The sequence below is a fragment of the Nocardia sp. CDC153 genome (genome assembly GCF_035818515.1).
Lineage (GTDB): Bacteria > Actinomycetota > Actinomycetes > Mycobacteriales > Mycobacteriaceae > Nocardia.
This window is the reverse complement of the sequence record NZ_JAYKYU010000005.1, coordinates 17,495-31,863: the sequence shown is the minus strand read 5'-3', so window position 1 is coordinate 31,863 and position 14,369 is coordinate 17,495. Positions and strand designations below refer to the sequence as shown.

General features: G+C 68.5%; 17 protein-coding genes. 4 read left to right on the top strand and 13 right to left on the bottom strand.

The features are described from left to right. Positions 1–21: 21 nt before the first annotated feature. Positions 22–378: a DUF3817 domain-containing protein gene (locus tag VMT65_RS26980; protein WP_326311893.1), complete on the top strand. Its 357-nt coding sequence runs from the start codon at positions 22–24 to the stop codon at positions 376–378. A gap of 66 nt (positions 379–444) precedes the next feature. Here the strand turns inward: VMT65_RS26980 and VMT65_RS26975 are convergent, their stop codons facing one another. The 10 genes from VMT65_RS26975 to clpS form a co-directional block, all read right to left on the bottom strand. Beyond that, a complete protein-coding gene (locus VMT65_RS26975; RefSeq protein WP_326311234.1) occupies positions 445–1,050 on the bottom strand; it encodes a non-canonical purine NTP pyrophosphatase in 606 nt (201 codons plus the stop codon). Next, complete coding sequence (rph, locus tag VMT65_RS26970; protein ID WP_326311233.1) at positions 1,047–1,817, bottom strand: ribonuclease PH; 771 nt, start codon at positions 1,815–1,817, stop codon at positions 1,047–1,049. Before rph ends, VMT65_RS26975 begins: the two co-directional genes overlap by 4 nt. A 52-nt stretch (positions 1,818–1,869) precedes the next feature. Continuing rightward, positions 1,870–2,634, bottom strand: a complete 765-nt coding sequence (locus VMT65_RS26965; RefSeq protein ID WP_326311232.1) for a cyclic nucleotide-degrading phosphodiesterase — start codon at positions 2,632–2,634, stop codon at positions 1,870–1,872. Between the two features lie 69 nt (positions 2,635–2,703). Further along, the gene (locus tag VMT65_RS26960; protein WP_326311231.1) at positions 2,704–3,414 is read right to left on the bottom strand and encodes a rhomboid family intramembrane serine protease; all 711 of its coding nucleotides are present in this window, start codon (positions 3,412–3,414) and stop codon (positions 2,704–2,706) included. Positions 3,415–3,503: 89 nt separating this feature from the next. After that, positions 3,504–4,466 (bottom strand): PLP-dependent cysteine synthase family protein, encoded by a 963-nt coding sequence (locus VMT65_RS26955; RefSeq protein WP_326311230.1) that lies wholly within the window; start codon positions 4,464–4,466, stop codon positions 3,504–3,506. Between the two features lie 2 nt (positions 4,467–4,468). Continuing rightward, positions 4,469–4,747 (bottom strand): MoaD/ThiS family protein, encoded by a 279-nt coding sequence (locus VMT65_RS26950; protein WP_326311229.1) that lies wholly within the window; start codon positions 4,745–4,747, stop codon positions 4,469–4,471. A 30-nt stretch (positions 4,748–4,777) separates the two neighbouring features. After that, the gene (locus VMT65_RS26945; protein ID WP_326311228.1) at positions 4,778–5,203 is read right to left on the bottom strand and encodes a M67 family metallopeptidase; all 426 of its coding nucleotides are present in this window, start codon (positions 5,201–5,203) and stop codon (positions 4,778–4,780) included. A gap of 89 nt (positions 5,204–5,292) precedes the next feature. After that, the gene (locus tag VMT65_RS26940) at positions 5,293–6,366 is read right to left on the bottom strand and encodes a P1 family peptidase (protein ID WP_326311227.1); all 1,074 of its coding nucleotides are present in this window, start codon (positions 6,364–6,366) and stop codon (positions 5,293–5,295) included. Positions 6,367–6,404: 38 nt separating this feature from the next. Next, positions 6,405–6,974, bottom strand: coding sequence for an oxidative stress transcriptional regulator AosR (gene aosR / locus VMT65_RS26935; protein ID WP_326311892.1), 570 nt, complete (start codon positions 6,972–6,974; stop codon positions 6,405–6,407). A gap of 22 nt (positions 6,975–6,996) precedes the next feature. Then, positions 6,997–7,353 (bottom strand): ATP-dependent Clp protease adapter ClpS, encoded by a 357-nt coding sequence (clpS, locus tag VMT65_RS26930; protein ID WP_326311226.1) that lies wholly within the window; start codon positions 7,351–7,353, stop codon positions 6,997–6,999. 139 nt (positions 7,354–7,492) lie between these two features. Here clpS and VMT65_RS26925 point away from each other — a divergent pair, with 139 nt between their 5' ends. Then, positions 7,493–8,803: a nicotinate phosphoribosyltransferase gene (locus VMT65_RS26925; protein ID WP_326311891.1), complete on the top strand. Its 1,311-nt coding sequence runs from the start codon at positions 7,493–7,495 to the stop codon at positions 8,801–8,803. Here the strand turns inward: VMT65_RS26925 and VMT65_RS26920 are convergent. After that, positions 8,778–8,987, bottom strand: coding sequence for a hypothetical protein (locus tag VMT65_RS26920; protein ID WP_326311225.1), 210 nt, complete (start codon positions 8,985–8,987; stop codon positions 8,778–8,780). The two genes, VMT65_RS26925 and VMT65_RS26920, sit on opposite strands and share 26 nt — an antisense overlap. Positions 8,988–9,101: 114 nt before the next feature. Here VMT65_RS26920 and VMT65_RS26915 point away from each other — a divergent pair, with 114 nt between their 5' ends. Then, the gene (locus VMT65_RS26915) at positions 9,102–9,671 is read left to right on the top strand and encodes a nicotinamidase (RefSeq protein WP_326311224.1); all 570 of its coding nucleotides are present in this window, start codon (positions 9,102–9,104) and stop codon (positions 9,669–9,671) included. A gap of 219 nt (positions 9,672–9,890) precedes the next feature. Further along, on the top strand, positions 9,891–11,942 hold the full coding sequence (locus tag VMT65_RS26910) for an ATP-dependent DNA helicase (protein WP_326311223.1): 2,052 nt from the start codon (positions 9,891–9,893) through the stop codon (positions 11,940–11,942). 160 nt (positions 11,943–12,102) lie between these two features. Here VMT65_RS26910 and VMT65_RS26905 read toward each other — a convergent pair whose 3' ends face one another. Together VMT65_RS26905 and VMT65_RS26900 are read right to left on the bottom strand one after the other, a co-directional pair. Further along, positions 12,103–12,630, bottom strand: a complete 528-nt coding sequence (locus tag VMT65_RS26905; RefSeq protein ID WP_326311222.1) for a DoxX family protein — start codon at positions 12,628–12,630, stop codon at positions 12,103–12,105. Between the two features lie 178 nt (positions 12,631–12,808). After that, a complete protein-coding gene (locus tag VMT65_RS26900; RefSeq protein ID WP_326311221.1) occupies positions 12,809–14,176 on the bottom strand; it encodes an NCS2 family permease in 1,368 nt (455 codons plus the stop codon). Positions 14,177–14,369: the final 193 nt, after the last annotated feature.

Sequence of the window (14,369 nt, the reverse complement as noted above, 5' to 3'; positions counted from 1 at the left end):
CCCGTCGCCGGTGAGACCACACTGGCTCCCCGCCCGCTCGGTGCCGCGACGCCCGAGAAGATCCGCGGCGCGCTGACCCGCTACCGTGCCCTGGCCTACATCACCGGTGTGTGGCTGCTGGTGCTGTGCGGCGAGATGATCTACAAGTACCTGATTCTCGACGACTCCAGCACCGCCCCGCACTGGCTGTTCTACATCGGCCAGGTGCACGGCATCTTCTACATGATCTACCTGGTCTTCACCATCGACCTCGGCATCAAGGCCCGCTGGAAGCCCCTCACCACCGCGCTGACCTGCCTGGCGGGCACGATCCCGTTCCTGTCCTTCGTCTTCGAGCACTACCGGACTCGTGAAGTGAAGGCTGCCTTCGGGCTCTGAGCGACAGACGAAATACAGCGCCCCGCCGAGGAATCGGCGGGGCGCTGTCGTTCGTGTTGGGGCGGTTCAGCTCTTGGCGAGTGCAGCGAGCGCCGGGAGGAGTTGGCGCAGGGCGCGGCCACGGTGGGAGGCGGCATCCTTCTCCGCGGGGGTGAGCTGGGCCGAGGAAACCTCGCCGCCGTCCGGGAAGAACAGCGGGTCGTAGCCGAAACCGCCGTCGCCCACCGGCTTTCGGCCGATCACGCCGGGCCATTCGCCGCGCACGACCTCCTCGACGCCGTCGGCGACGAGGGCGCAGGCCGAGACGAAGCGGGCCCCGCGGCGCTCGTCGGGGACGTCGCCGAGCTGGGCCAGCAGCAGGGCGTTGTTGGCCTCGTCATTGCCGTGGGTGCCGGACCAGCGGGCCGACAGGACGCCGGGCATGCCGTTCAGGGCATCCACCTCGAGGCCGGAATCGTCTGCGACGCAGGGGATTCCGGTGGCGGCGAAACCGTCGCGAGCCTTGGCCAGGGCATTGCCCTCGAAGGTGGCGGCGGTTTCGGGAGCCTCCGGATAGTCGGGCACGTCGTTCAGGCCGAGGATCTCGATGCCCGCGACGCCCGCCTCGTCCAGGATGCGGCGCAATTCGTTGAGCTTCTTGGCATTGCGGCTGGCGACCAGGACGCGGGTCATCGCTTCTTGGACTCCTCCGGCTCGGGCAGCACACCCGGGTACGGCAGCGCCAGGGCTTCCTTCTGCACCACGAACAGCTGCTCGCAGCCCGCGAGCGCGGAGTCGAGGAGCTTGTCGAGGGTGGAGCGCGGGAAGGTCGCGCCCTCGCCGGTGCCCTGGATCTCGACCAGGGTGCCGGTGTCGGTGGCGACCACGTTCATATCGACCTCGGCGCGCGAATCCTCCTCGTACGGCAGGTCCAGCCGCACCCGGCCGTCGACCACGCCGACGCTCACCGCGGCGATGGCGCAGGAGATCGGCTGCGGGTCGGCCAGTTTCCCGGCCGCGCCCAGGTAGGTGATGGCGTCCGAGAGCGCCACGTACGCGCCGGTGATGGCGGCGGTGCGGGTGCCGCCGTCGGCCTGCAGCACGTCGCAGTCCAGGGCGATGGTGTTCTCGCCGATGGCGGCCAGGTCGATGCAGGCGCGCAGCGAGCGGCCGATGAGCCGGGAGATCTCCTGGGTGCGGCCACCGACCTTGCCCTTCACCGACTCTCGGCTCGAGCGGGTGTGAGTGGCGGCGGGCAGCATGGCGTATTCGGCCGTCAGCCAGCCCAATCCGGAATCGCGGCGCCACGGCGGCACTCCGTCGGTGACGCTCGCGGTGCACATCACCCGCGTCCCACCGAACTCCACCAGCACCGACCCCGCCGGGTGCGAGGTGAATCCCCGGGTGATCTTCACGTCGCGGAGTTCGTCATCCGCCCTGCCATCGGCTCGTTTCGACACGGCCAACAGCGTAACGGGGAGTCACGCGCCCGTGTTCACGGCCCACTGAACCTCAGATGTCGAAAACCTCGCCGGGGGACACGGCGTGCACCGGGCCGCTGAAGACGGCTTTCGCTTCGGCGATCACGTCTTCGCGGGAGGTCCAGGGCGGGATGTGGGTGAGGAGGAGTTCGCCGACTCCGGCGCGGGCGGCGATCAGGCCCGCCTCGTGGCCGGAGAGGTGGATGCCGGGCGGGCGGTTGGCCGGGTCGTGGGTCCAGGACGCCTCGGAGAGGAGAACGTCTGCACCGCTGGCCAACTCGAAGACCTCGTCGCAGACCGCGGTGTCGCCGGTGTAGACCAGGGTGCGGCCCGCGGCGGTGGTGATGCGCAGGCCGTAGGACTCCGGCGGGTGGTACATGCGGCGGGCCTCGACGGTGTGGCCGGGGCCGAAGGTGATCGGCGTCTCGGTCTGCCAGACGCGCATGTCGATGACATCGGACCAGTCGTCGGTCTCGCCGCCGATCTCCGCGGAGGCGTTGCCGATGCGCAGCGAGGTGTCGGTCGGGCCGTAGACGATGGCCTTGCCCGTCGGCGGATTCGGGTGATACCGCCGCCACACCAGCAGGCCCGGCAAATCCAGGCAGTGGTCGGCGTGCAGGTGGGTCAGGAAGATGTCGACCTCACCCGGATCCAGGTGGCGTTGCAGCGCACCCAGCACCCCGGGACCGAAATCGATGACTGTCGGTGTCATATCCGGGCCGGTCAGCAGGTAACCCGACGCCGGGGAATCCGGGCCGGACACACTGCCCGAGCACCCGATCACGGTGAGGCGCATTCCCCCATGCTGCCACGCTGCATTCTCACTCAACGGAGGGATCCCCCAAATCGCCGACCGCGTCCAGCGTCACCCCTGCGGCGCGAGACGGTCGGCGTCAGCCCCGCGACGATGACGACGTTCATTCGATGAGAGTACCCACCCGGCAACCACTCCACCTATCGCCCCGAAAAGATGTCCTTGCCAAGAGATTTGCGGGTTGCCGGGCAGGACGCCCCACAGAATCGAGCCGTAGAGCACCAGCACCGCCAGCCCGACCGCGATCTGCAACACATTCCGGGAGAACCAGCCCCAGCAGAGCAGATAGGTGAGCCAGCCGAACACGAGCACCGAGGCGCCCACCGACACGCTGTTCGCGGGCGCGGTCAGCCACTGCCCGAGCCCGGCGATCACCCAGATGATGGCCGTCGCGGTGAGTCCGCGCCCGATCCCGGTCAACAGCGCGAGCAACCCCAGCACGATCACCGGCAGCGTGTTCCCGAACAGATGCCCCCAATTGGCGTGCAGCACAGGCGCGAAGAGAATGCCGACCAGCCCCTCCTCGCTGCGCGGCCGCACCCCGGCATTGTCGAGCTCATTGTTCGTGACACTGTTGACGCCCTCCACGCCATACAGCAACGCCGTGAACCCCAACGTCAACGCAATGGCCCGCTGCCACAGCAACTTCAGGGCAGCCGAACCGCCCGCCCCGCTGGCCGCCGTCGGCTTCGCCAGCTGCCCCCGCAACCGCGCGATCCGATCCGGATCGAACGACGATCCCATCCCACTGCCGCCGCCCATCGCAAGACCTCCTAGCCCGCCCTCCTCGAGCCTACCGCCGGAGCGGATCGTTCCGCCTCGGGAAGATCCCTGATCCGGACGGTTTCGAGTCAGGCCCAGAGCTGGCCGTCGAGTTTTTCCTCGGCCTCTTCGAGGGTGCCGTCGTAGGCGCCGGTGGAGAGGTATTTCCAGCCGCCGTCGGCGACCACGAAGGCGATGTCGGCGCGCTGCCCGGCTTTTTGGGCCTTCTTCGCGACGCCGAGGGCGGCGTGCAGGATCGCACCGGTGGAGATGCCCGCGAAAATGCCCTCTTCGGAGACCAATTCGCGGGTGCGCCGGACGGCGTCGTAGGGGCCGACGGAGAAGCGGGAGGTGAGCACCGACTCGTCGTAGAGCTCGGGGACGAAGCCCTCGTCGAGATTGCGCAGGCCGTAGACGAGTTCGCCGTAGCGGGGCTCGGCAGCGACGATGTCGATGGTGGGGACCTTCTCGCGCAGGAAGCGGCCGGTGCCCATGAGGGTGCCGGTGGTGCCCAGGCCCGCGACGAAGTGCGTGATCTCGGGGAGGTCGGCGAGGATCTCCGGGCCGGTGGTCTCGTAGTGCGCCAGGGCATTGGCCGGATTGCCGTACTGGTAGAGCATCACCCAGTCCGGATGCTCGGCGGCGATCTGCTTGGCCAGTGCCACAGCCTGATTGGAGCCGCCCGCGGCCGGGGAGTCGATGATCTCGGCACCGAACATGGTGAGCAGCTGACGGCGTTCGACCGAGGTGTTCTCGGGCATGACGCAGATCAGCTTGTAGCCCTTGAGCTTGGCGGCCATGGCCAGCGAGATGCCGGTGTTGCCGCTGGTCGGCTCGATGATGGTGTCACCCGGCCGGATCCTGCCCTCGGCCTCGGCCTGCTCGATCATGCGCAGGGCTGGGCGGTCCTTGATGGACCCGGTCGGATTGCGGTCCTCGAGCTTGGCCCACAACCGCACGTGATCGTCCCCGTCCCACCGGGGGGACAGGTTCTTCAGCCCGACCAGCGGGGTATTGCCGAGTGTCGCGATCAGCGACTCGTAGCGCGCCACGGTCAGCGCGACCCGCCGGCGACCGCCGGGAGGATGGTGACGGTGCCGCCGTCGGTGACCTCGGCCTCGAGCCCGCCGGTGAAGCGCACGTCCTCGTCGTCGATGTAGATGTTGACGTAGCGGTTGAGCTTGCCGTCATTGAGCAGCTTCGCCTCCAGGCCCGGGTAATTCGCCTCGAGATCGGCGATCACCGCGGCCAGGGTCGCGCCCTGGGCCTGAACTCGCTTCTCGCCCTTGGTGATCGGACGCATGATGGTCGGAATGGACACGGTGACCGACATGAGTGGGGACTCCTTGTATTTCGTTGCGGCTCAGGCGGATTGGCTGTAGGCGGGCACGATCTCGATGGGTTCCTCGGTGACCACGCCGTCGAGGATGCGGTAGCTGCGCAACTCGTGCTCCTGCGGATCGCGGGTGGACACCAGCACGTAGTGCGCATTGGGTTCGGAGGCGAAGGAGATGTCGGTGCGGCTCGGGTAGGCCTCGGTCGCGGTGTGCGAGTGGTAGATGACCACCGGCTCCTCGTCGGCGTCGTCCATCTCCCGCCACAGGCGCAGCTGCTCGGTCGAGTCGAACTCGTAGAAGGTCGGCGAGCGCGCGGCATTGATCATGGGAATGAAGCGCTCGGGGCGATCGGAGCCCTCGGGACCGGCGATGACACCGCACGCCTCATCGGGGTGGTCGGCGCGCGCGTGCGCGACCATCGCCTCCACCAGGTCCGCCCTGATCACCAGCACCAGTCGCATCCTTCCGCTCGACCCCGACCCAACGGCCGAAACGCTGTCGTCAACAGGTGAGAATATGCGGCTATTCCCGGTGAAACGGCTCACACCCCCGCGGGGCCGCCGAACACGTCACGGTAGGCCGGGATGCCCGCCACCGAGGTCGCCGACAGTATCGCGTCCACGATCGCGCGCTCCACGCAGACCGCGGCGGCCGTGCACAACTGGTCGAGAACGAGCAGCTGTGCCGGGAAGGCCGGGGGCAGTGGGACATTCGGCGGCTGCTCGGCGGTGCCGGTGGCCAGCGCGAAGAGGGTGTCGCCGTCCAGCGGCGAATGCGCGGGACGGACGGCCCGGGCCAAACCGTCGTGCGCGGTGGTGGCCAGGCGCTTACAGGCCGCCGGGTCCAGCGCGGCATCCGTGGCGACCACGCCGATGGTGGTGTTGAGCACCGTCCCCTTGACCGCCAGCGCATTGGCCGCGGCCAACTGCTCCGCGGTGGCCGGACGCAGCCCGAAGTGCTCGGGGCCGTCCGTGCCCGCGCCCCAGGGGAATCCGGTGCGCGGGTCGAAGACCGAACCGACGGGATTGGCGACGATCACCGCGCCGACGGTAAGACCCGCGGCCGGGCCGTCGGTGAATCGCACACTGGCCGTGCCGATTCCGCCCTTGAGCGAGCCCGCCCGCGCACCCACGCCCGCGCCCACCGACCCGCGCGCGAAGTCCACGCCCGCGTCCTCGGCGGCCAGGAAGCCGAAGTCGGCGTCGGGTCGAATGTGCCACGCGCCCACCGGAAGATCGAAGATGACCGCGGCGGGGACGATCGGCACCACGCGGGCCGGGTCGGCGGGATCCATGGGGATCCCCTCCTTGTGCTCCTCGAGCCAGCGCATCACGCCGTCGGCGGCGGCCAGGCCGTAGGCGCTGCCGGCGGTGAGCAGGATCGCGTTCGCCTGTCGCACAGTGTTTTCCGGATTCAGCAGGTCGGTCTCGCGGGTGCCCGGGCCGCCGCCGCGCACGTCCACCGACGCGACCGCGCCGCCCGGTACCCGGACCACAGTGCAGCCGGTGGCCGCGCCGGTGCCCAGGGTGGCGTTCGGGTCCAGCTCGTGGTGGTGTCCGACCAGCACGCCGGAGACGTCGGTGATCGAATTCCGGTGTCCCGCAACACTGCTCACGGCAGCTCCGTCCAAGAGTCGTTCCGGGCGGGGATCGCTCAGGGCATCAGGGCTTGAATCAGCGAATCCTGCATCCAGGTGAGCCAGTGGTAGACCTCGAGGCTCGGGCCCCGCGGGTCGTCATCGGCGAAATGATCGGGCGTGTCGGCGTCGATCTCCAGCGCCGTGCCCAGCGCCAGGCGGACATCGTTGAGCGCGGTGAGCCAGGCGTCGGCCTGCTCCTGGGTGATGACGATCTTGCCGCCCTGCGGCGGCAGAGTTTCCAGAATGACCAGTCCGGCGGCCACCTTGGTCTCGATGATCTCCGGCTCGTGCAGGCTGCGCAGGGCGCTGTTGAGGTCGGCGCGCTCGGCGTCGGGGGAACCGGGTTCGGGGCGGTGGAAGTCCGGGAGTAGTCGGGCCAGGCGCGGATCGTCGGGCGGGGTGGTGTTGCCCAGCTGTAGCCCGGTCAGGGCCGCCAGCTCGTCCTCGGGCGCCGAGCGGGCCCGATCGGTGAGCAGTCCGGTGACCGCCCCGACCAGCGAACGCAGCACGTCCGCCTCGTGGGCGTCCATTTCCGAACGCAGTTTCAGCCCGCCCAGGGAGTTCTTTCTGCTCCACTTCCGCACGGGATAACCGTAGTCGTCTCGGTCAGTCGTCACGTTGCATGGTGGCCCACAGCCCCGCCGCGTGTAGGCGCTGTACGTCGTGTTCCATCTTGTCGCGGGAACCAGCCGACACCACGGCCTTGCCCTCGTTGTGGACCTTCAGCATGAGCTCGGTTGCCTTGCCTTTGCTGTAGCCGAAGAGCTTCTGGAAGATGTAGGTCACGTAGTGCATGAGGTTGACGGGATCGTCCCAAACGACGGTGACCCACGGCCGGTCCTCGGCCTCCAGAATCTCGGAGTATTCGATGGCCTCCGGTGTCGCCTGTGCCGCCGACAGTGTCACGTTCGCGCCGCCCGGACCGGCGGCGACCCGGACATCGTCGTGATTACACAGACCCATAACGTCCAGGGTACGACCTGACATCCAAGAAACAACAGCCCAGGCGACACGCCGTGCCGGGCGGAAACCACGATCGGACGCCCGGGCGTGGCGCGTGGTCGAAGGCACGGGCGCGGTTGTGCTTACAGTGGGTCTCGTGATGATCGCGGACGGACTGACCAGTACTGCGCTACTGACGGATCAGTACGAGCTGACCATGCTCGCTGCGGCGCTCGGCGACGGATCCGCCCAGCGCCAGTGCACCTTCGAGGTATTCGCCCGCAGATTGCCCAATGGCCGCCGATACGGCGTGGTCGCGGGGACCGGGCGATTGCTCGCGGCGCTGAGCGAATTTCGCTTCGGCGACGCGGAACTCGCGGTCGCCGAGCGGTTCCTGGACCCCAAGACCCTGGAATGGCTGCGCGACTACCGTTTCGGCGGCGACATCGACGGCTACCGCGAGGGCGAGCTCTATTTCCCCGGCTCCCCCATCCTCACCGTGCGCGGCACCTTCGCCGAATGCGTGCTGCTGGAAACCCTGATCCTGTCGATCTACAACCACGACAGCGCCATCGCCGCCGCGGCCGCCCGCATGGTGAGCGCCGCCGGTGGCCGCCGGATGATCGAAATGGGTTCGCGCCGAACCCATGAGCTCGCCGCACCGGCCAGCGCCCGGGCCGCCTATCTGGCCGGCTTCGACGCCACCTCCAATCTGGAGGCCGCCCGCAGCTTCGGCGTGCCCAGCGCGGGCACCAGCGCGCACGCCTTCACGCTGCTGCACTCCGGCTCGGACGGCTCCCATGAGGCGGCCGCGTTCCGCAGCCAGGTCCAGGCGCTGGGCGTGGGGACCACGCTGCTGGTCGACACCTTCGACATCACCCGCGGCGTGGCCACCGCCATCGAGGTGGCCGGGCCCGAATTGGGCGGCGTGCGCATCGATTCCGGCGATCTGGGCGTGCTGGCCCGGCAGGTGCGCGATCAGCTCGACGGGCTGGGCGCGGTCCGCACCCGCATCGTGGTGTCCGGTGACCTGGACGAATACGCCATCGCCGCGCTGCGCGCCGAACCGGTCGACGTGTACGGCGTGGGCACCTCGCTGGTCACCGGATCCGGTGCGCCGACCGCGGGCATGGTCTACAAGCTGGTCGAGGTGGATGGCATTCCGGTGGCGAAGCGCAGCTCCCACAAGGAGTCTCGCGGCGGCACCAAGCGGGCGATCCGGCTGGCGCGGCACACCGGCACCATCGTCGAGGAGATCGTCTACCCGGCTGCCGCGGCGCGGCCGGAGCCCAACGGATTCGAGATCGCCGAGCTGCAGGTGCCCTTGGTCCGCAAGGGCGAGGTGGTCGGCGATCAGCCGACGCTGGCGCAGAGCCGGGAGCTGGTGGCCAAGGGTCTGATCAGCCTGCCGTGGGAGGGTCTGAAGCTGTCGGCGGGCGAGCCCGCTATCCCGACGACTTTTGTGAGTTGAGCCGCCACCACAGGGCCGCCGCGATCAGCGCGGCGGGCAGGGCGAACAGCGTGGCCTGGGCCAGTTCACCCACGATCTCGCCGAACTCGAACGAGATCTGGTGCCACAGCAGATTCGCCACCACACTGGCGATCTCGAACGCCACGAAGAACCGCAGAGCCATCAGCGCGGCACTCTTCATCACTACCCCCGGACCCTCGCCGACGTCGCCGTGGACCGGTCGGGCACCGGGCGGCACAATGCAATACGAGCGGCTCACCGTCCCGGTTCAGCCGCCGTTTCCCGGGAGGTCCCGCCCATGAGCCGAGCCCTGATCGTCGTCGACGTACAGAACGATTTCTGTGAGGGCGGATCACTGGCCGTCGCGGGCGGCGCGGCCGTGGCCGAGCGCATCACCGAATACCTGGGCGTCTCCGACTACGCCGCCGTCGTCGCCACCCGCGACTTCCACATCGATCCGGGCGCGCACTTCTCCGCCACCCCGGACTACATCGACACCTGGCCCCCGCACTGCCGGGTCGGCACCCCGGGCGCGGAATTCCACCCCAACCTGGACACCGCCCCGATCCAGGAGGTCTTCTCGAAAGGCGCCTATACCGCGGCCTATTCGGGCTTCGAGGGCACCGCCTCCGACGGCTCGACCACCCTGGCCGACTGGCTGCGCGACCACCACATCGACGCCGTCGACGTCTGCGGCATCGCCACCGACCACTGCGTGCGCGCCACCGCCCTCGACGCCCGCGCCGAGGGCTTCGACACCCGCGTCCTCCTCGGCCTCACCGCCGCCGTCTCCCCCGAAACCCTGGCCACCGCCCTCGACAAACTCCGCGCCTCCGGCGTAGAGCTGGCCGGGACCGTGGAGAAGTAGCCGCGACCGCTCCGGCATACCCCCACGCAGTCGTCCGTGACCGCGGATATCGCTGGAGCCGAGGAAGAACGGCGGGCCGGTCGCCATCTTCGCCGGCCAGGTCGAAGCGGCCACCATCCGGGCGCGGTGATTCGGCCCGATCGGCGGAAATCAGCCCTGGCGGGCGGGGACACGAGGTTTGCGCGGGGGTTGTCGGCGAGGCGCAGTAATCTGGCCGCCGTGCCCGAACTGCCTGCCGTACCGAAGCTGTTGGCCACCGCTGTCGAGGCGTTGGGGGGTAAGGAGCGCTCGGGGCAGCAGACCATGGCCGCGGCGGTCGCGCATGCGATCGACACCGGGGAGCATCTCGCGGTGCAGGCGGGGACCGGGACCGGGAAGTCGCTCGCCTATTTGGTGCCGAGTTTGCGGCATTCGGTGCGGACGGGGCGGACGGTGGTGGTGTCGACCGCGACCATCGCGCTGCAGCGGCAGCTGGTGGATCGCGACCTGCCGCGGCTGGCCGAGGCGTTGGCGACGCCGCTGGGGCGGGTGCCGCAGTTCGCGATCCTCAAGGGGCGCAACAACTATCTGTGCCTGAACAAGATCAATAGCGCGATTCCGGACGAGCCGGAGGCCGAACTGTTCGACGCCTTCGCCATTTCCAAGCTGGGCCGCGAGGTGCAGCGCCTGCACGAGTGGGTGTCCGACACCGAGACCGGCGATCGCGATGAACTCGTGCCCGGCGTCAGCGACCGCGCCTGGCGGCAGGTGAGCGTGAGTTCCCGCGAGTGCCTGGGCAAGTCGCGCTGCCCGTTCGGCCAGGACTGCTTCGCGGAGAAGGCGCGGGCCGAATCCGGACTGGCCGATGTGGTGGTCACCAATCACGCCCTGCTGGCCATCGACGCCATCAGCGGCATCCAGGTGCTGCCCGAACACGATGTGGTGGTCGTGGACGAGGCGCACGAACTGGTGGACCGGGTGACCGGCGTGGCCACCGCCGAACTGTCGACCACCGCCATCAGCGCCGCGGCCAAGCGGTGTTCGAAGCTCATCGACGAGCAGGAGGTGGATCGGCTCGAGGGGGCGGCCGAGGCCTGGCACCAGCTGCTCGACGAGCTGAACCCGGGCCGCTGGGACCGCCTGCCCGAGGGCGCGGCACCGGTGCTGGCCCTGATTCGCGACGCGGCCTGGAACGCGCGCACCGCGCTGGCCCCGTCGGGTGGCAGTGCGGCCCAGGGCGATCCGGAGGGCGCGGCGGCCCGCAATCAGGCGCTGGCGGCCGTCGAGGAGGTGCACGACGCGGCGGTCCGCGTGCTCACCACCTTCGAGGAGGCCGACCCGTCCGCGCACCGCGATGTCATCTGGCTGGCCTCGGAGGAGGTGCGCGGGGTCCCGCGCCGCACCCTGCACATGGCCCCGCTCTCGGTGGGCGGGCTGCTGCGCAGTCGCCTGTTCGGCACGGCCACCGTGATTTTGACCTCGGCCACCCTGCAGATCGGCGGCTCCTTCGACAATCTCGCGGTCACCTGGGGCCTGCCGCCGCAGTCGGCCTCGAAGGTGGATCCAGCCCTGGCCAATGGCGCGGAGGCCCCCTCCGACGAGAAATCTCTGCGCTGGAATTCGGTGGACGTGGGTTCGCCGTTCGACCACGCGAAGTCCGGAATCCTCTACGTGGCAAAGCATCTGCCCGCGCCGGGCCGCGACGGCCTGCCGCAGTCGTATCTGGACGAGATCGAGCGCCTCATTCGCGCGGCGGGCGGGCGCACCCTCGGGCTGTTCTCCTCCATGCGAGCGGCCAAGGCCGCCACCGAAATTCTGCGCGAACGCCTCGACACCCCGGTCCTGTGTCAGGGCGAGGACGCCACCGGCGCGCTGGTCCGCAAATTCGCCGACGACCCGGAAATCTCACTCTTCGGGACACTTTCGCTGTGGCAGGGCGTGGATGTGCCGGGCCCGTCGCTGAGTCTGGTGATCCTGGACCGCATTCCGTTCCCGCGCCCGGATGATCCGCTGCTGGTGGCACGGCAGCGCGCGGTGGAATCGCGTGGTGGCAATGGTTTTCTGTCGGTCGCGGCCAATCACGCGGCGCTGCTGCTGGCCCAGGGAACGGGGCGTTTGCTGCGCAGTACCGACGATCGCGGCGTTATCGCAATTCTGGATTCGCGACTCGCCACGGCGCGCTATGGCGGTTATCTCCGAGCATCTTTGCCGCCCTATTGGGAAACGTCCGATCCCCAAGTTGTGACAAAAGCTCTCGAAAGACTGACAAATAGTGTCGCGCAAATGAAATGACGTTTGTGAGAACAGTCACAGGGCTGGTCCCAACTTCCGATCGGAAGTAAATTGGCTTTCGATACTCCGGTGAACCCCAATTCCCACATCGGACGTGTCCGTCGTCCCCGCGCCAAGCCCTGCACGCGGCGCGGGGACACCGAAAACCTTTTTCGGCCGCTTACTTCGCGGCGAGCGTGACGAGTGCGGCGACCACCGCCAGCACCACCGCTCCGACTCCCCACACCACACCCTGACGCTGCCACGGCCGACCGTGGTCGAGGGAGATGCGGCCCGGGCCCGCGAAGGCGAAGGCCACCGACGCGATGGCGTACACCGCGGGCAGTTCCCACATGGCGAAGCCATTGCCGCGGGTCACGTTCAGCGCGTTGAGCATGGTGCCCAGCGCGATCGCGGCACCCAGCGGAGTCAGCAACCCGAGCACCAGCAGCAGACCGCCGGTGATCTCGCTCAGCCCGGCCAGGGTCGCGAAGAACTTGCCGGGGTCGTAGCCCATGCCGCCGAAGGCCTGCGCGGTGGCGTCGAGGCCGTAGCCGTTGAACCAGCCGAACAGCTTCTGGCTGCCGTGCACGGCCAGCAGGCCGCCGAAGCCCACGCGGGCCACGAGCAGGCCGATATCGGTGCCGGTCACGCCGTTCGCGGCGGTTTCGCGGGTGGCGGCTGCCGCGGTGTTCACAGTTGCGGTCATGTCGGGTTCCTCGTCTTTCGGGTCTTTCGGCTCTGGGGCGATTCCAACCGGACCATGGTCCGCTTCGAAGCCTACAGCAGGTCCCCAACGAGAACGGGCGCGAGGCTATTCCGCCTCGCGCCCAATCTCGTGAAAGGGGTGTCAGGGGAAGCCCCTGAGAGCCCGAGAGTTGCCCCTCCTACTTGGCCAGGAACCAGAAGTACGAGAGGAAGACCGCCATGAGCAGCCACATGATCGGATGCACTTCCCGCGCCCGCCCCTTGGCCACCATGACCACCGGGTAGAACAGCAGACCCATCGCGATGCCATTGGCGATCGAGTAGGTCAGCGGCATCATCACCACGGTGATGAAGGCCGGAACCGCGTATTCGAGCTTCCCCCACTCGATCTCGCCCAGCGACCGCGCCATGAGCACGCCGACCACGATGAGCGCCGGTGCCGTCACCGCCGAGACATTGGCGAACACCGCGAACAGCGGGAAGAAGAACATGGCGACCATGAACCAGCCCGCCGTCGCGACCGCGGTCAGACCCGTCCGGCCGCCCGCCGAGACACCCGCGGTCGATTCGACGTACGCGGTGGTGGACGAGGTGCCGATGATCGCGCCCGCGGCGGTGCCGACCGAGTCGGCGGCCAGCGCCTGACCCGCGCGGTCGAGCTTGCCATCCGAGGTCAGCAGCCCGGCCTGCTTGGCGACGCCGATCAAAGTGCCCGAGGCGTCGAAGAAGTCGACGAACAGCATGGTCAGCACGACGATCACCATCTGCCCGGTGAAGGCGTTGGGCAGGTGGATGATGGCCTGACCGAAGGTCTGATCGAGCCCGTGCGGCAGCGCGGCCACCGAGTCCGGCATCTGCACCAGACCGCAGACGATGCCCATCACCGCGGTGGCGAGGATGCCGTAGAGCACCGCGCCGTGCCAGCCCAGCACCAGGAACACGATGGTGACGACGAGACCGAACATGGCCAGCAGGGTGGTGCCGTGGTGGAAGTTGCCCAGGTGCACCAGGGTCGCCGGATCCGAGACCACGATGCCCGCGCTCTTGAGGCCGAGGAAGGCCACGAACATGCCGATGCCCGCGCCGACGGCCAGCTTCATCTGCATGGGGATGGCCTCGATGATCTTCTCGCGGACCTTGGTCACGGCCAGCACGAAGAAGATGACGCCCGAGAGAAAGGTGCCCGAAAGCGCCTCCTGCCACGGGATTCCCATGTGCAGGACGACGGTGTAGGCGAAGAAGGCGTTCAGGCCCATGCCGGGCGCGAGCGCCACCGGGTAGCGCGCCCACAGGCCCATGACCAGCGTGCCGAAGATGGCGGCGACGGCGGTGGCGGTGAAGACCGCCTGGATGGGCATGCCCTTGTCGTGGAGATCGCCCGCTGGGCCGTCGCCCAGGATGCGCGGGTTCACCGCGAGCACGTAGGACATGGCCAGGAACGTGATGGTTCCGGCCATGAGTTCGCGCTTGACGGTGGAACCGTGTTCGCTGATGCCGAAGTACGCGTCGACGCGCCCCTTGGTGCGCGTAAGCACGTCGGTGCTCATGTGTGGGTGTCTCCAGTCGGAGGAAGGTACGAAGGTTGCCGTGGGCACGGTACTTGTTCCGTATGTCCGCACATGAACCGACCCGGCGAATCGTGAGCTATCGCACTCGCCAGAGCGTTGTTTTCCCGTGGCTACCAGCGCAATTAATCCGCAATTTAAATCATTACCGGCCGGTAATTATAGACTCTTGACC